The organism is Zhongshania marina, from assembly GCF_002915595.1.
In the GTDB taxonomy this organism is placed as follows: domain Bacteria; phylum Pseudomonadota; class Gammaproteobacteria; order Pseudomonadales; family Spongiibacteraceae; genus Spongiibacter; species Spongiibacter marinus_B.
In genome coordinates this window covers 71,547-86,572 of record NZ_PQGG01000019.1, presented here as the reverse complement: position 1 = coordinate 86,572, position 15,026 = coordinate 71,547, and the positions used below count along the sequence as shown (strand labels likewise).

General features: G+C 50.2%; 18 protein-coding genes, 1 tRNA gene and 1 other RNA gene. 18 read left to right on the top strand and 2 right to left on the bottom strand.

The window, feature by feature from the left end:
- Window positions 1–3: 3 nt before the first annotated feature.
- The 5 genes from C0068_RS08170 to C0068_RS08150 are packed head-to-tail and all read left to right on the top strand — an operon-like array spanning window position 4 to window position 3,567.
- The gene (locus tag C0068_RS08170) at window positions 4–855 is read left to right on the top strand and encodes a hypothetical protein (protein WP_103683999.1); all 852 of its coding nucleotides are present in this window, start codon (window positions 4–6) and stop codon (window positions 853–855) included.
- Window positions 856–1,356 carry a hypothetical protein gene (locus tag C0068_RS08165; protein ID WP_103683998.1) on the top strand — a complete coding sequence of 167 codons (501 nt, stop codon included), beginning with the start codon at window positions 856–858 and terminating at the stop codon, window positions 1,354–1,356.
- Window positions 1,353–2,702, top strand: coding sequence for a hypothetical protein (locus C0068_RS08160; protein ID WP_103683997.1), 1,350 nt, complete (start codon window positions 1,353–1,355; stop codon window positions 2,700–2,702). Before C0068_RS08165 ends, C0068_RS08160 begins: the two co-directional genes overlap by 4 nt.
- 32 nt (window positions 2,703–2,734) lie before the next feature.
- Window positions 2,735–3,172 (top strand): hypothetical protein, encoded by a 438-nt coding sequence (locus C0068_RS08155; protein WP_103683996.1) that lies wholly within the window; start codon window positions 2,735–2,737, stop codon window positions 3,170–3,172.
- Complete coding sequence (locus tag C0068_RS08150; RefSeq protein WP_103683995.1) at window positions 3,169–3,567, top strand: hypothetical protein; 399 nt, start codon at window positions 3,169–3,171, stop codon at window positions 3,565–3,567. The genes C0068_RS08155 and C0068_RS08150 overlap by 4 nt, the downstream gene beginning before the upstream one ends.
- Here C0068_RS08150 and C0068_RS19865 read toward each other — a convergent pair.
- Both C0068_RS19865 and C0068_RS19440 read right to left on the bottom strand, forming a co-directional pair.
- Window positions 3,516–3,701, bottom strand: a complete 186-nt coding sequence (locus tag C0068_RS19865) for a carbon storage regulator (protein ID WP_103683994.1) — start codon at window positions 3,699–3,701, stop codon at window positions 3,516–3,518. The genes C0068_RS08150 and C0068_RS19865 overlap by 52 nt on opposite strands.
- Window positions 3,702–3,742: 41 nt before the next feature.
- Window positions 3,743–4,078 carry a hypothetical protein gene (locus C0068_RS19440; protein ID WP_233208772.1) on the bottom strand — a complete coding sequence of 112 codons (336 nt, stop codon included), beginning with the start codon at window positions 4,076–4,078 and terminating at the stop codon, window positions 3,743–3,745.
- Between the two features lie 1,048 nt (window positions 4,079–5,126).
- On the opposite strand from C0068_RS19440, the gene gltX reads away from it, so the two are divergent.
- The 13 genes from gltX (at window position 5,127) to C0068_RS08075 (ending at window position 14,882) form a co-directional block, all read left to right on the top strand.
- A complete protein-coding gene (gene gltX / locus C0068_RS08135; protein ID WP_103683992.1) occupies window positions 5,127–6,623 on the top strand; it encodes a glutamate--tRNA ligase in 1,497 nt (498 codons plus the stop codon).
- A 126-nt stretch (window positions 6,624–6,749) separates the two neighbouring features.
- Window positions 6,750–6,825 (top strand) — tRNA-Ala (locus C0068_RS08130).
- Between the two features lie 174 nt (window positions 6,826–6,999).
- On the top strand, window positions 7,000–7,278 hold the full coding sequence (locus C0068_RS08125) for a polyhydroxyalkanoic acid system family protein (protein ID WP_158249941.1): 279 nt from the start codon (window positions 7,000–7,002) through the stop codon (window positions 7,276–7,278).
- Between the two features lie 96 nt (window positions 7,279–7,374).
- On the top strand, window positions 7,375–8,778 hold the full coding sequence (locus tag C0068_RS08120) for a DegQ family serine endoprotease (RefSeq protein ID WP_103683990.1): 1,404 nt from the start codon (window positions 7,375–7,377) through the stop codon (window positions 8,776–8,778).
- 34 nt (window positions 8,779–8,812) lie between these two features.
- Window positions 8,813–9,409 carry a DUF4136 domain-containing protein gene (locus C0068_RS08115; RefSeq protein ID WP_103683989.1) on the top strand — a complete coding sequence of 199 codons (597 nt, stop codon included), beginning with the start codon at window positions 8,813–8,815 and terminating at the stop codon, window positions 9,407–9,409.
- A gap of 116 nt (window positions 9,410–9,525) precedes the next feature.
- Window positions 9,526–9,622: signal recognition particle sRNA small type (gene ffs / locus C0068_RS08110), an RNA gene on the top strand.
- A gap of 114 nt (window positions 9,623–9,736) precedes the next feature.
- Window positions 9,737–11,686: a DNA polymerase III subunit gamma/tau gene (gene dnaX / locus C0068_RS08105; protein ID WP_103683988.1), complete on the top strand. Its 1,950-nt coding sequence runs from the start codon at window positions 9,737–9,739 to the stop codon at window positions 11,684–11,686.
- Window positions 11,687–11,698: 12 nt separating this feature from the next.
- Window positions 11,699–12,022 (top strand): YbaB/EbfC family nucleoid-associated protein, encoded by a 324-nt coding sequence (locus C0068_RS08100; protein WP_103683987.1) that lies wholly within the window; start codon window positions 11,699–11,701, stop codon window positions 12,020–12,022.
- Between the two features lies 1 nt (window position 12,023).
- Complete coding sequence (gene recR / locus C0068_RS08095; protein ID WP_103683986.1) at window positions 12,024–12,623, top strand: recombination mediator RecR; 600 nt, start codon at window positions 12,024–12,026, stop codon at window positions 12,621–12,623.
- Complete coding sequence (gene rnd / locus C0068_RS08090) at window positions 12,616–13,734, top strand: ribonuclease D (protein ID WP_103683985.1); 1,119 nt, start codon at window positions 12,616–12,618, stop codon at window positions 13,732–13,734. The genes recR and rnd overlap by 8 nt, the downstream gene beginning before the upstream one ends.
- Window positions 13,731–14,009 carry a YcgL domain-containing protein gene (locus C0068_RS08085; RefSeq protein ID WP_103683984.1) on the top strand — a complete coding sequence of 93 codons (279 nt, stop codon included), beginning with the start codon at window positions 13,731–13,733 and terminating at the stop codon, window positions 14,007–14,009. Before rnd ends, C0068_RS08085 begins: the two co-directional genes overlap by 4 nt.
- 8 nt (window positions 14,010–14,017) lie before the next feature.
- On the top strand, window positions 14,018–14,473 hold the full coding sequence (locus C0068_RS08080) for a YcgN family cysteine cluster protein (protein WP_103683983.1): 456 nt from the start codon (window positions 14,018–14,020) through the stop codon (window positions 14,471–14,473).
- 7 nt (window positions 14,474–14,480) lie between these two features.
- Window positions 14,481–14,882: a hypothetical protein gene (locus tag C0068_RS08075; protein WP_103683982.1), complete on the top strand. Its 402-nt coding sequence runs from the start codon at window positions 14,481–14,483 to the stop codon at window positions 14,880–14,882.
- The last annotated feature ends 144 nt before the right edge of the window (window positions 14,883–15,026 follow it).

The window sequence follows — 15,026 nt, the reverse complement described above, 5'->3', positions numbered from 1 at the left end:
TCAATGCCATTTGCGCAAAACAAAGCGACTTTGTGCTGGCCCAACTTAATAGACGGCTGCACGTTAACAACATCTAACACCTTTACGCGGCCGCTTACTCGGCTGCAGGCACGGGTGTTAAAAGACCGCGCCATTACTACAGACTTAACAAGCCAATTTACCGCAACACTGGCAGACAACAAGCCGGTAGGGGTGGTGGGCTTGTTTGGCCATAACCTGTCTGCAGACGCAACCTGGCGTATTAGATTGTATGACGACTCAGACGAGCTGCTAGAAGACTCTGGCATTATAAATGCGTGGCCTGCGGCTTACTCAAGCCTTGAGCTCGCATGGGAAAACCCAAACTTTTGGACCGGCATTCCAGACGACGAAGACCGCTCACGCTTTACCCCGCAAGCAATCTGGATGGCAGATAAAAACTGGTACGCCAAAAAGGCCGTTATCGACATTGTTGACGAAAACAACACAGACGGTTTTGTAGCTATTGGGCGTGGATTTTTAAGCGAAGTGTATCAACCAGAATACAACTTTTCTTACGGTGTGCAGTGGACGTTTAGCGACCCAACTCAAGCAGATGAGGCGCTAGACAGCACTGAATATTTTGACGCAAAACCACAAAAGCGCGAAGTCACAATGGCTTTTGACTGGCTTAGTGAGCAAGAGGCGTTTTCGCGCATGTTTAGGCTGCGGCGCGACCTTGGTGTAAGCGGCGAGGTGCTGTTTTTTCATCGCATTAATGTCGACTCAACTTACCCACAGCGCACCATGCTTGCGCGACCATCGCAAATTGATCCGGTGGCGCATCCAGACGCGGCGCGGCACTCCCACGCTTTATCTTTAAAGGAGATTTTATAAATGGCGGGCGTAACTTTTAGCGAAGACGTAGGCGGCGACGGCTCTACCGTTACCGACGACGGCAATGCAAGCACAGGCTTAGCGCAAGACGGGCACCGCACTCGGTTTGTGCCAGCACTGGCGCAAGTAGTCGCCGTGGCAAGTTGGGTAAAGACTACCGCGCAAACCGTGCTGGGTTACAAAAACGCAGCAGCAGAAAGCGAGGCCACCGCACTAACGTATAAAAACGATGCCGCCAATTCAGTTATTGCCGCCGGCGTAAAAGTCACAGAGGCAAGCGCTCAGGCAGACCGCGCAGAAGAAGGGGCAACCAACGCTGAATACTTTGCGGGCTTGGCAGAGAGCACAAACCCAAACGCAGCAATAAGAGTAAACCCCAGAACAATCACAGAAAGCGTCGGCATTGCAAATGGCTACAACGGCTTGAGCGCTGGGCCAATCGCAATCGGTGACGGCGTCACAATCACAATCGGCGACAACGCCACATGGAGCATAGTATGAGTCAATTAATTGTAAGCGAAATTGCCGGCAAAGAAGGCGCGCCGGTTTACTTCCCCAGCGGCATACGCATGGGCAATACCGGTGCTGGCGGCATTAACGACATTGGCATACCTGGGCAACCAGGCTTTGGTGTTGGCATAGCGCCCGCATTGCCAGACGGCATGACCGCGCTACCCGGCTACACAGATGTGCTGTCAGACAACTACGGCAACTACCAATATTCAGACGGCTCAATAATGGTATGGGTGCCTGCCTTTTATTACAAATACGGCACCGGCGCCAATGGGCTAGCAATCAACGCCTGCGACATAAAAAATATAGATGCCTATACAACAGTAACTGCAGCCAATGCGGCTGGCTACGCCCTGCACCGCGCCTTTTATGACGGCGGGCAAATAAAGCAAGGCTTTTTTGTAGACAAATATCTTTGCTCTAACAACTCGGGTGTGGCGAGCAGTTTGCGCAACGGCGCGCCAATTTCATCAAGCGCTAGTAATAGCCCTGTGGCTGATTTAGATGGCGTTTCTAGCAATATAAATGCCTCGTTTATCACGGCGGCAAGCTTGCGCGGTACGGGCTTTTTCTGCCAGTCCATATTTATTTTTAAAGCAATGGCCTTGCTCAGCTACGCCCACGGTCAAGCGGCAACCAGCCCAACATACTGCGCATGGTACGACGCTGCCGGCATTACCAACTTCCCCAAGGGCTGCAACAACAACGCACTAGGCGACGTAAACGATAACAGTCTGTCGTTTACCTCAAGCGGCTATGACAATGCTGCGCTCACCGGCAGTGCTAACTTTTTGGCTAAGACGACCCACAATGGCCAAGTGTGCGGCGTTGCAGACTTAAACGGCTGCATGTGGGATGTGTGCCCCGGCTTAACAATGGATGACGGCGATGAGAGCGTTGGTCACTTTTATGTATTAAAAACATCGGTGGCAATGGCAGACGTAACGGCGGGTACGTCGCTAGCTACTGACTTATGGGGCGCCACCGGTTATGCCGCTCTGTACGACGACCTTGGTGTAATGGATACGTTCACGAGCACCGCGCTCAACTTTACAGACCGCACAGTAGATGTTGGCAGCGTGTCTAAAACCTTTTCAGAAGCGACCAGTGGCACACTGTGGCAAATGACAGGTGCCGGTATTCCGGTGGAGTCAACCGGCACTAACGTATTCGGTAATGACCGCATAAACGACTACTCAACGTCGCAAATGCTCCCCAGTGCTGGCGGCTCCTGGAGCCACAGCACGCCCGCCGGTGTTTGGGCGCTGGGTTTGAGCAGTTCGCGCGCGAGCTTGAATCCTAGCCACGGGTTTCGTGCGGCCTTGTATCTTTGATTTTTGTTGGCCAATAATTTAGGAGTTTTATCATGGGCTATATTGTTAGCTACATAAAATACACAGACGCAGTGACGACCAAAAGCTTGCTGGCGCCAGAAGGGTCAACCGAGCTTTGCACGCTTGAAGGGGTCACTTATGTGGCCATTCCCGACGGTGAGACGCTGCCAGAAAATCAGCCAGCCGAGATTGCAGCAAGCATTGAGACGGTAACGCTCACCGACACCCTTAAAGCCAGCATTAAAGCCGCAAGCCCGCACTGCGCACTAATTGCCAAGCGGGTAGAGCAGAAGATTCGTGACCAGTACAGTCAAGAAGACGAGTTTTACTTTGCCCGAATCAGCATTGGCGTGCTAACCAGCCAATACACCTTTGAAGCTGGCGAGGCAGATGCGGTTGCCGACTTTGGTGTATACGTAGAAGAGTGCAGACAGTGGGGGCGCGACCAACGGGCCGCGCTGGGGCTATGAAGATTACAGACGCGGTGATCGCCGTCGCCAAAAAGTTTGAATACCGCGCAGACCCAGACCAATGGATAGACCCTTGGTTTGTTATGCGCGAAAAAAACGGCAAACTGCATGGCGACTGCGACGACTTCACCATCAGTTGTCTCTATCGCTATCTCGGTTTTTGGAAGTTTATCTGGCAAGTATGCATAACCCACAAAGCACAAATACATCGCTTTAAAACCGTCAACGGTGAATTCCACGTGGGCGGCTGCGTAAATGGCCTCTGGTTCGACAACTACACAAGACGCGCGCTACCCAAGCGCCAGTTTTACGAAGAAACGGGCCACACCTACCTAAAACGCTACTACGTCTGGCACTTTGGCGTTAAATTGGTGGCGGGGCTGTTTGTGAGGTGACGGTCGTCAATCGTAATTACCTGATCGGTATCAATCTGCAGGTCGACCTCGTCCAGCCATCTATCGAGAACCGTAATTACGGTGTTGTCGTCGATGTAAATGCTATCGCCAACGCGTACAGTGAGTACAAGCATGGGTGATCCTCCGTGATCTATGCCTGTAGAAATATAGCAGCTTATGGCTGTGTTGGCCTCTTTACTAGGCGTAGCTGACCGTCGTCGACAACGGCATAAACCCCGATCTTAGTTAAGCACCCTTGCACCGCCATCCCAGCGGGCACATATTGCCACTTCGGCATCAGCCCGACTGATGTGCTGTACTGGTAAATGTCCAACTTCACCGGCGTGGCGCCGCTTATCTCGCGCGCATCATCTAAATCAATAAACCCTTTCCACGGCACCCGCTCAAAATCACCGTTCTTTTTTAACACGGGCAAGTATTCGTGATCAGGCGCGCTTGCTTCGCTGACGGATTTGAAAACGGCGTTGTAGCGGTATCTTAGCTGTATCATGCTGTGAATATATACAGTATTTTGTGAGCGAGCAATTTGGTGTGATGGGCGGGTGTTAAAGGCCGCCTGACCCACAAAATGGATCAAGCGGAAAGGGTTTACGACATTAAGAATAAATGTCGCCAGATATGATCTTGGCAAATGTGGGGGCAGAGAGTTAAAGTAATCTGCACTACATTCGCTAAGATCGAGAAGGTTAACTCAATTGCTGTTAAAGCAATAAGCATAACGCAGCCCTCTTTAATTTGAATGAAATCTGGCCAATAGGGTTCTGATTGGCTATGATTCCGTTGTAACACCTTGGGTCTAGTTTGACGGCGAGATCCCAAGAACCTGCGCCCCTTCTAGAAGGGGCCATCTATTTTCAGCGTTACGCGCTAATTTTTCCTCCCTCAATTTCTGCGCTCAAGATCCCAAGATAATCCGATACGAACGCCTCCACAAGCATAAGATGCCGCGTGTCTTCTGTGGATAAAGTTGGTCCCGAGGTCTCGTTTAATTCCTTTTCCTGAGGGCAACGATTAGGCTAGTTAAAATATTTTGGCAGTGGAGATATCAAAAAATGATGAGCTTGTGGGTGTAGACTTAACTGTTACCCGCTGACTGCGTGATAAAGGCGTGCAGATCGCGCAATTCTTTCATTCTTGAATATTGCTTAATTAGGGTCTAATGCTTTTAAAAGCAGCGTCTTGCGGTAGTGTTCACGTCACTCTGGGGGTGTGGTGCGCTGTAACTGAATCAGTTGTATAGAGCCGTGGGCGGCGGGGCGTTGGAATTCAGTTAGTGCTTAATATTTGCTTAATTTTGTTTTAATTTCTTTCTAACTGTTTGTTTTTTCATGGTATTTAAATTTAGTCTGGCCAGTCGAGCATGGGGGCAACGCAAAAGCGGCGATTAAGTATTTTTTTGTGCATCTGCCGCTAAATACCTTTATGGATGGGTGAATCTTGCCACGTCGGGCACGTATAATGACGGCCTGAATGGCCCGCTCACACATAATGATGCGAGGCTAAAATGTCTATTGTATTCAAATGGTAATAAACACTCCATGACTGTTCGCACTCGTATTGCTCCATCGCCCACCGGTGACCCGCATGTTGGCACGGCTTATATTGCTTTATTTAACTATTGTTTTGCGAAAAGCCAGGGTGGTGAATTTTTGCTGCGTATTGAAGATACCGATCAGCAGCGTTCAACACCTGAGTCTGAACAGGCGATTTTAGACTCTTTGCGCTGGCTCGGTCTGGAGTGGGCTGAGGGGCCCGATGTTGGTGGTCCGCATGGCCCTTATCGGCAAAGTGAGCGCAGTGAGATTTATAAAGCGCATTGTGAGCAGCTTATTGCGGCGGGCCATGCCTTTCGCTGCTACAGAACTGCTGAGGAATTAGACGCCCTGCGTGAAGCTCGTCGCGCGGCGGGTGGTCATACTGCGCTTAAGTATTCGGATCTTAAATTGGATGATGCCGAGCACGCGCGCCGCGAAGCCGCTGGCGAGCCTTACGTTATTCGTATGCACGTCCCTGAAGATGATGGTCGCTGTGAAATCGACGATTTGCTACGTGGCAAAATTGAACTGGAGTGGGGGCAGGTTGATGCTCAAATTCTATTAAAGTCAGACGGCTTACCCACCTACCATTTGGCCAATGTGGTGGATGATCATTTGATGCAGATCACCCACGTGCTGCGCGGCGAGGAGTGGATTAACTCGGCACCCAAACATAAATTGTTATATCAATATTTTGGCTGGGAAATGCCAGTGCTCTGTCATCTGCCGCTGCTGCGCAACCCTGATAAAAGCAAGTTGAGTAAACGTAAAAACCCAACCAGTATTTGGTATTACCAACGCATGGGCTTTATGCCTGAAGCGCTGCTGAATTACCTGGGTCGTATGGGTTGGTCGATGCCGGATGAAAGCGAGAAGTTCAGCCTGCAAACCATGATCGATAATTTTGACATTAGCCGGGTGAGCCTAGGTGGGCCGACATTCGATGTTGAAAAGCTCCGCTGGCTGAATGGCCTGTGGCTGCGCGAAGACTGCAGTTTAGAGCAGCTTGCAGATCGCATGCAGGAGTGGGCGCTTAACCGCGACACACTTATGAAAATGCTGCCACATGTGCAGTCGCGTATCGAAGTATTTAGCGATATGGCGCCGCTAGCAGCGTTCTTTTTGTCTGGCATGTTGCCGCTTACGCCCGCAAGTTTTGCTGCCTCTAGCCTTGGCGAAGAGGAGCTGGTCACTATGCTTCAATGCACGGCATGGCGTTTAGAAGCCTTGAATGACTGGCAGCGAGATCGTATTTTTGCTGAGGTGAAATCTGTGGCAGATGGTCTTGGTATTAAACTCAAGGATTTTATGCCGCCTTTATTTATAGCCATTGCCGGAACCACATCATCTATTTCTGTTGTGGATTCTATGGAGGTCTTGGGGCCAGATATGAGTAGGGCGCGAATTCGCCATGCTATTGAGGTCTTGGGTGGGGTAGGTAAAAAGCGCCTGAAAAAGCTGGAGAAACAATACCAAGAGCTTGGGCAAAGCTCGGTCTGAGCGGGGCGCTGGGTTTGGGCTAGGGTGTTGACTGGCCGATTGCGATTGCTAGAAAAAATACAGTGATTTCAAGTCGATGTGTTGACAAGTATGGGGGCTAACCGTAATATGCGCAGCCTCCACTTTGGGGCTATAGCTCAGCTGGGAGAGCGCTTGCATGGCATGCAAGAGGTCGGCGGTTCGATCCCGCCTAGCTCCACCAAAGTTTTGAAAAACCGCGTAATTGCGGTTTTTTTTTGCCTATACTTTTAGTTATGCCCACTGACTGCGACGAATATATCGCTAAGTGGTGACCGAGTGGGTGGCGTGCTCTTTTAGCTGCCATACTATTTGTCTGAAAAATACGAATTAATTCCTTTTGGGGAGCGATGCATCAGTGCCGAATATATCTCTTCGTCAGCGCCATAATAAAAGTCCAGAAGAACTTCGTGAGCTTATTAAGCTGATGGCGACCAAGTTAGAGGAGCGCTATCAGCTCAATGCTCGTTGGTTGAATAACGATGCCGTTGAGGTTGCGCGGCCAGGGATTAATGGGCGTATTACCCTCGGTGAGAATGAAGTCCGGGTCGAGATTAAGCTGGGGCTTATGATGAGCGCATTTAAATCGACTATTGAAAGTGAAATCTCGCGTTCTATGGCGGAGAAATTGGCGTAATAAAATCGCATAACAAATCGCGATATTATGGAATTTTTTATATAGCGCGGGGTTCTAACGGTTACAGTTAATGACTATTGGGAGTCTGAGTTAGATATGACTATTCAGTTGCGGTCTTTTCGCGTAGCACAGTATTTACCACTTAAAGCCATAGTTTTTTGTTTTTTTGCACTGCTTGCGCAGGGTAGTTGGGCGCTGTTTCCGCAGCAGGATGGCGAGGGTCGGGAGCTCCCCAGTCTGGCGCCGATGCTAAAAAATGTGAATCCAGCGGTCGTGAATATCTCGACGTTTACCACCCGAACTGTCCGCCAAAACCCTCTGCTCAACGACCCCTTTTTTAGACGCTTTTTTAATGTTCCCGAGCATCAGCTCCAGCAACCGCAGCAGCGCCGTACGCAAAGCGCCGGTTCGGGCGTTATTATTGATGCTAAAAAAGGCATTGTGCTTACCAATCACCATGTCGTAAATGGTGCGGACGAAATCACTGTAGGTATGGAGGACGGGCGCAGCTTTACCGCGACCTTGGTGGGTTCCGATCCTGATGTTGATATTGCGGTATTAAAGATTGAAGCCAAGGATTTGCATAGCGTTAAGTTGGCTGACTCAGAAAAGTTGGAAGTTGGTGACTACGTCGTAGCAATCGGCAATCCCTTTGGTCTGGGGCAAACGGTGACGACAGGTATTGTCAGTGCCTTGGGCCGCACCGGTTTGGGTATAGAGGGCTACGAAAATTTCATTCAAACAGACGCATCAATTAATCCAGGTAACTCTGGTGGTGCGCTGGTGAATTTGCGTGGTGAATTGGTTGGCGTTAATACCGCGATCTTGGCGCCTTCTGGTGGGAATGTGGGGATTGGTTTTGCCATTCCGATCAATATGGCCAAGGTCAGTATCGATCAGATTTTAGAGCATGGTGAGGTGCGCCGTGGACAGCTTGGGGTTGTCATTCAGGATTTAACTCCTGAGCTAGCCGACGCATTTAATGTGGGTAAGCGTCAGCGTGGCGCGGTTATCGCCGAGGTACAAAAGGGCTCCGCAGCGGACAAAGCGGGCTTAGAAGTTGGTGATGTTGTTGTTGAGCTTGATGATAAGGAAATACTTAGCTCTGCACAGCTACGCAACTCTGTTGGTCTAAAGCGCGTCGGTGATCGTATTACTGTTACAGTGTTGCGTGATGGTAAGCGCAAGGAGTTTCGTGCGGTATTGGCGGCGGCCTCGGCTGGAGAGGAGATAGCCACCAATAGTCAGTCAGCAGATGGTTTGCTCAAGGGCGTGACACTCCGCGATGCAGACAATGGTCAGGGTGTTTTGGTGACCGAGGTGGCCCGCGATGCAGATGCGGCGGGCAAATTATTGCAGGGCGACTTGATTGTCTCGGTAAATCAGCGTCGGGTTGTTGACGTAAAGCAGTTTAGTGAGGCTCTGTCTGCGAGTAAGGGACGTTTGTTACTTCGCGTAGTGCGTGGTCAAATGGCCTTATGGATTGTGTTGCAGCCATAAAAAGGGCTGGTGTTTTGGTGCTTAGGAGGCGGTAATGAAAAAGTTAGTGGTAGCTGGTTTGCTGGTGTTGTTAACGGCTTGTGCAGGGGTGCCGGTTTCCACCGACTATTCGCAGGATTTCGATTTCAGCAATGTATCTAGCTATGCATGGCTGTTACCTGCTAAGCACAGCAATCCTGAGGTTGATAATGATTTGGTGCGTGCTCGTGTTGTAGATGCGGTTGATGCGCAATTCACTGCGAAGGGGCTATCGCAGGTATCGGATGCCAGCAAAGCGTCGGTATTGGTTAGCTATCAACTTGGGCAGGAGGACAAGATTGCCATTGATAATTTTGGATCTTGGTATACCCATTTTGGCTATTATCCCTGCTATCGCTGCGGCTATAGACCGGGCTACGGCTATTTTGGCCACAGCCATTTTTACGACGATGACATTTGGGTGCGCAATTATAAAGAAAGCACCTTAATGATTGACGTTATCGATCCAAAATCGAAAAAATTGCTCTGGCGTGGTATGACTAAACGGATCATCCCTAGCCTTAAAACACCAGAAGAGCGGCGTTTATACGTTTTAGAAACAGTGTCTGCGATATTGGCTGAGTTTCCGCCTGGCTCCGCCGTGGCGCATTGATATTATTCACTATTTTCCGGCTATTTCGTCGGCGAGTCGCTTGCATGTGCCAAGCCTTTCGTCGACAATAGCGCCCGCATTGCAGCACTGCCGCAATGTGTCTTCTGCGGTGGTCCTTCCGGTCCCCTCGCAACGATAGATAGCAAACCCCGCCAGGCCCGGAAGGGAGCAACGGTAGTTATCAACTCGTGTGCCGGGGTGTGGCTGGTTGGGCCGCCACCAAGTCTTTGTTGATTCCCTGTCTGTGTTTATTTTCCGCTCTTATCATTGGTTTATGTCCTTGCTGGGCTGGTGTATCCTTGCGGCTTGCATGTTAGGAATTGTTCAATGAGCTATCAGGTGTTGGCGCGGAAATGGCGCCCAAAAACCTTCCGTGAAATGGCAGGTCAGAATCACGTTTTAAAAGCGTTAGTGAACGCTTTAGATCATGACCGTCTCCATCATGCCTATTTGTTTACCGGTACCCGTGGTGTGGGTAAAACGACTATCGCCCGTATTTTGGCCAAATGCTTAAACTGCCAAGTTGGGGTGAGTTCAGAGCCCTGCGGGCAGTGTAATGCCTGTGTGGCGATTAATGAGGGTCGTTTTGTTGACTTGCTTGAGGTTGACGCTGCATCGCGGACCAAGGTAGAAGACACGCGGGAAATTCTCGACAACGTCCAGTACATGCCCAGCCAAGGACGCTACAAGGTGTATCTCATCGATGAGGTGCATATGCTTAGTAGCAGCAGCTTTAACGCACTGCTTAAAACCTTGGAAGAGCCCCCCGCGCACGTAAAATTTTTGCTGGCAACAACTGATCCGCAAAAGCTACCTGCGACCATTTTGTCTCGCTGTTTGCAGTTTAATTTAAAGAATTTAAGCCCTGAGCGTATCGTCGATTATTTAAAGACGGTGCTAGAGCAAGAGATGGTGCAGTTCGACGAGTCGTCGCTGTGGCTGCTTGGGCGAGCAGCGGATGGCAGTATGCGTGACGCGCTGAGTCTCACAGACCAAGCTATTGCGTTTGGTTCTGGCAGATTAGGTGAGGGCGATGTGCGCCAAATGCTGGGCACCATCGATCACAATTCTGTTTACCGTTTAATAGAAGCGTTGGCGGCGAGTGATGGGGCCGCTTTGCTTGGGGTGGTTGCCGATCTCGCCGAAATGGGTGCAGACTTTGCCGGTGTTGTGAGTGAGCTATTGGTGGTGATGCACCGCTTAGCCGTAGCACAAACAGTGCCAGAAGGTTTGGATAATAGTCTTGGTGATCGCAATAAAATCATAGAGTTAGCATCTAAACTTGCTGCAGAAGATGTACAGTTTTATTACCAAATAGCCTTGGCTGGGCGGCGCGACATAGGCTTGGCTCCAGACCCCCGTTCCGGTCTGGAAATGTTGTTGCTGAGAATGCTGGCGTTTAAACCTCAGGGCATTATTGATGCCCCTCGCCAAAGTTTGGCGCGGCCAATAGCTGCAGTGGCGGAGGCTACAGCATCGGTAAAAAAGCCGCAGACGCCTAAGCCGGCGGCGGATACGCCGCCGAGTGAGTCTATATCTGAAGGCAGTAACTCAGCGACGGTGGTTTCAGAACAGGTTTTATCCCAAGCGAGCGACGATCAGACAATACCTAACGATATTGAAGTGCCTAATCCAGCCGATGTAATTGGGGCACCGCTAGGCATATCGCAACAAGAGCTACACTCGCAAGGCCCTGATGAATCTCAAGAACAAGCTGTGACATCGGTTGTAGCACCACCGGTGCCTGAGCCTGATTTGAGTGGCGTTGCGAGGGAGGTAATGCTTTCCGCAAATGAGGCATTTATACCGTCTCCGGACCGTCCGGATGCCAAACCACCGGAGCCTGCGGCGAGTGCGCCGGTTGAGCAGGCAGAAAAAATTGCATTTGGCGATTTAAACGATACCCTTTGGCGCGAACAATTTGATGCTTTTCAGTTGCCCGGTATGTTGGGTAGCGTAGCAAGTCACTGTCAAATTGCCAGCTTGGCGACAGATAGCTTGAGTTTTAATATTGACGAAGCCAATGCCGCTTTATTGAATGATCGCCATATTGAGCGGCTAGGCGAGTTGTTGTCTGAATACTTTGAAAAGCCGCTTAAAGTCACCGTCAATATTGGCACTTTGGCGTTTGAAACACCGGCTGCATACAAACAACGGTGCTTGGATGAGCGGCTGGTTATTGCTAAGGATGCCTTGCGTACGGATTCGTATGTGGCTCGTATAATTCAAGAGTTTGATGGTGTGCTGGATGAAGAGTCAGTGCGCCTAGTTGATTGATGAGAGAAGAACATGAAACCAGATTTGAATGAATTAATGAAAAAAGCGGCTGAAATGCAGGAAAAAATGCAGAAGGCGCAGGATGAAATTGCCAATATCGAGGTTCAGGGTGAATCCGGTGCTGGAATGGTAAAAGTGACAATGACGGGGCGTCACGATGTGCGCCGTGTTTCTATAGATCCTAGCCTAATGTCTGAGGACAAAGAGATGCTAGAAGACTTGCTTGCGGCGGCGGTAAACGATGCTGTTCGCAAGGTGGAAAAGAATAACCAAGACAAAATGGGTGGCATGATGTCTGGGCTGGGTATGCCCTCCGGCTTTAAGATGCCATTCTGATATGAGCTACAGCCCACTTATCGACGATTTAATAGATGCCTTGCGCTGTTTACCGGGAGTAGGTGTTAAGTCCGCACAGCGCATGACGTTTCAACTATTAGAGCGTAACCGTCCGGGGGCCGCGCGTTTGGCGACGGCCTTGAGCAAGGCGGCGGAACATGTTGGCCACTGCACAAGCTGCCGCACCTTAACTGAAAACGAGCAGTGTTTTATCTGCGCAGACAAGCGCAGAGATCAGCAAACCATCTGTGTGGTCGAGTCCCCAGCCGATGTTGTTGCCTTTGAGCAAAGCGGTGACTACAAGGGCTTGTACTTTGTATTGATGGGGCATTTGTCGCCCATCGATGGCATTGGCCCTGCGGAAATAGGCATAGATAGATTGCTGCAGCGCAGTGCTGAGCTATCAATTAGTGAGCTTATTTTGGCGACTAATCCGACCGTGGAAGGTGAGGCTACCGCCTACTACATCACCGAACAAATGCGCAGCCGTGGAATTGCCGTGAGCCGTATTGCTCACGGGGTGCCCTTAGGCGGAGAACTCGAATACGTGGACAGCGGCACGCTGGCACATGCACTGAAAGGACGCCGTCCCATTGACTGATCCCGTTGAATCTCGTGTCTATATTGATACCGATGCCGCACTTAACGCTGCCTGTGCCCGTTGGGCGACTGCGCCATTTCTCGCTATCGACACTGAGTTTATTCGTACCGATACTTTCTATCCCATTGCGGGTTTATTGCAGGTGGGGGCGAGCGGTGAGCTCTTCCTCATTGACCCCTTATCAATAGGGGATTGGTCTGCTTTTACGGCGTTATTACGACGTAGCGATATACCTAAAGTGATTCACTCCTGCAGTGAAGATTTAGAAGTCTTTCAAGTTTTGTTTCAGTGCGTGCCGCAGCCGTTGTTGGACACCCAGATTGGCGCTGCCTTAGCGGGTTTGGGTGGTGGTTTGAGTTACCAGCGCTTGGTTATGGATTGCCTAGGAATTCACGTTGAAAAGGGTGAAACCCGCTCAGATTGGCTGCGTCGGCCACTAAGCGAAAGCCAGTGTGTATACGCGGCATTAGATGTGCTTTATTTGCAGCGCATATATCCAATATTGTGCCAGCGCTTAGAGGAAAAGGGTGCTTTGGGGTGGTGGCATGAAGATTGTGCTGTCATTACTGCACAGGCTGAAAACCCGGTTGCGGTAAACGAATACTATTTGCGCATAAAATCGCTGTGGAAATTAAGTGCTAGGCAGCAATATGCCTTGCAGCTACTTTGCGGCTGGCGGGAAACTGAGGCTAGGGAACGGAATATCCCGCGCGGGCGGGTGTTAAAAGATGCGGCCTGCTTTGAGATTGCAAGGCAGTCACCTTCGGATAATAGTCATTTAGGGCGTATTAAAGAGGTCTCTCCGGGCTGCGTGCGCCGTTACGGCGACACGATTTTAGGGCTTCTTGCTCAGGCTCGTGACGCTGCTGATTCCTTGTTGCCGCCGCCAGCGCCTAGGCCGCTCACGCCAAGCCAAACACAGCTCTACAAAGACATGAAGGGCGTAGCTGAGCAGCTAGCAAGCGAGCTAGATATTGCCCCCGAGGTTTTTGTTAAAAAGCGTGATTTCGAAGAAATTATTCGTACTGGGTTGTTGCCATCTACATTAAGTTCGTGGCGTAAACCCCTGATAGGCGATAAGTTACTTATGCTTGGTGATAAAAAAATATGAAGCGCATTTGTGCGGTATACCGAAGTTCGCGCACCGAAGGGATGTATCTGTATGTGGATCACAAAGAGGATTTGTCCCGCGTCCCGGAGGATTTACTGGCGCGTTTTGGAAAGCCTGAGCGCTCAATGACCTTGGTCTTAAGTGCTGAGCGGAAATTGGCTCGCGCTGACGTGGCAAAAGTGATGGAAGAGATAGCCGATAAAGGATTTTATTTGCAACTGCCCCCACAGCCAGAGCGTTTGAACCCTCGCGTTGTGCCAGAGATAGATGAATAATCCGCACTATGGCAGATATTGTTAGGCGCCCATTTTGGGAACAGAAAACCCTAGCTGAGATGTCGGCTGAGGAGTGGGAGGCAGTTTGTGATGGCTGTGGAAAATGCTGCCTTCATAAACTAGAAAACCATGACGACGGCGAAGTTTTTTACACCGATGTTGCTTGTCGCCTATTAGATATTGACGTGTGCCGTTGCAGTGATTACCAGGCGCGCAAGAAATTGGTGCCTGATTGTCTTTCGCTGCGACATAGCGACCCTGCGGATATGCATTGGCTGCCGGCCAGCTGCGGGTATCGCATATTAGCAGAGGGGCGCGAGTTAGAAGATTGGCATCCGCTAATATCTGGCGACGTAAACAGTGTTCATGAGGCGGGTATGTCTATCCGCGGTCGCTGTATTAGTGGAAATGATCTTAAAAAAGATGTCGATTACGAAGATCGCATCATTTATTGGGTGGAGTAGGGATAGCATGATTGATCTCAGCGATTATAGGCTGGCATGGCAGGTCTACCTTAGTGTCGGACTGGTGGCTGCTGTAATTTGGTGCATGTTATTGCGACGCTTGTCGGTGCCTGTATTGAAATACTGGTTAATGATCGCTGGCATAGTGTTTTTGTTTTTACCTGTGCGTCACCCAGATATGACGGATTTGTGGGTGCCATCCGCCGGTGCTGCGGTGTTAACTATTTTTACAGATGGTTTAGAGGCTGCAGTACCGATGCTGTTGGCGATGGCCATAGCCCAGATTGCCGCCTTAGCTGCGGGTGTTTTACTGCCCTATGTTTTTACCAATAGTGCAGGTAATTCCAAAAAAAGTACTAGTAACAAAGTTGTTAGCCAGCGTGCTGAGCCGGATATTGGCCTAGATTAAAACGTAGGCCATTGGGGCATTCCCAGAGGGTGATTGCTTTTAAATTGCGGCGGATTCGCTATACTTTGCCTACTAATAGCAATAATGTCTCAAGATAAGGATAGGCCAAGGCGCGAAGCACGGGATTGCATGCGTTGTAGCCTT

What these genes read in the sequence shown, in the direction of transcription:
- dnaX (WP_103683988.1), top strand. Translation starts at nt 9,737, where the DNA reads ATGAGCTATCAGGTGTTGGCGCGGAAATGGCGCCCAAAAACCTTCCGT.
- C0068_RS08165 (WP_103683998.1), top strand. Translation starts at nt 856, where the DNA reads ATGGCGGGCGTAACTTTTAGCGAAGACGTAGGCGGCGACGGCTCTACC.
- C0068_RS08120 (WP_103683990.1), top strand. Translation starts at nt 7,375, where the DNA reads ATGACTATTCAGTTGCGGTCTTTTCGCGTAGCACAGTATTTACCACTT.
- C0068_RS08155 (WP_103683996.1), top strand. Translation starts at nt 2,735, where the DNA reads ATGGGCTATATTGTTAGCTACATAAAATACACAGACGCAGTGACGACC.
- C0068_RS08080 (WP_103683983.1), top strand. Translation starts at nt 14,018, where the DNA reads ATGGCAGATATTGTTAGGCGCCCATTTTGGGAACAGAAAACCCTAGCT.
- gltX (WP_103683992.1), top strand. Translation starts at nt 5,127, where the DNA reads ATGACTGTTCGCACTCGTATTGCTCCATCGCCCACCGGTGACCCGCAT.
- C0068_RS19865 (WP_103683994.1), bottom strand. Translation starts at nt 3,701, where the DNA reads ATGCTTGTACTCACTGTACGCGTTGGCGATAGCATTTACATCGACGAC.
- C0068_RS08150 (WP_103683995.1), top strand. Translation starts at nt 3,169, where the DNA reads ATGAAGATTACAGACGCGGTGATCGCCGTCGCCAAAAAGTTTGAATAC.
- C0068_RS08085 (WP_103683984.1), top strand. Translation starts at nt 13,731, where the DNA reads ATGAAGCGCATTTGTGCGGTATACCGAAGTTCGCGCACCGAAGGGATG.
- C0068_RS08115 (WP_103683989.1), top strand. Translation starts at nt 8,813, where the DNA reads ATGAAAAAGTTAGTGGTAGCTGGTTTGCTGGTGTTGTTAACGGCTTGT.
- C0068_RS08160 (WP_103683997.1), top strand. Translation starts at nt 1,353, where the DNA reads ATGAGTCAATTAATTGTAAGCGAAATTGCCGGCAAAGAAGGCGCGCCG.
- C0068_RS08170 (WP_103683999.1), top strand. Translation starts at nt 4, where the DNA reads ATGCCATTTGCGCAAAACAAAGCGACTTTGTGCTGGCCCAACTTAATA.
- recR (WP_103683986.1), top strand. Translation starts at nt 12,024, where the DNA reads ATGAGCTACAGCCCACTTATCGACGATTTAATAGATGCCTTGCGCTGT.
- C0068_RS19440 (WP_233208772.1), bottom strand. Translation starts at nt 4,078, where the DNA reads ATGATACAGCTAAGATACCGCTACAACGCCGTTTTCAAATCCGTCAGC.
- C0068_RS08075 (WP_103683982.1), top strand. Translation starts at nt 14,481, where the DNA reads ATGATTGATCTCAGCGATTATAGGCTGGCATGGCAGGTCTACCTTAGT.
- C0068_RS08100 (WP_103683987.1), top strand. Translation starts at nt 11,699, where the DNA reads ATGAAACCAGATTTGAATGAATTAATGAAAAAAGCGGCTGAAATGCAG.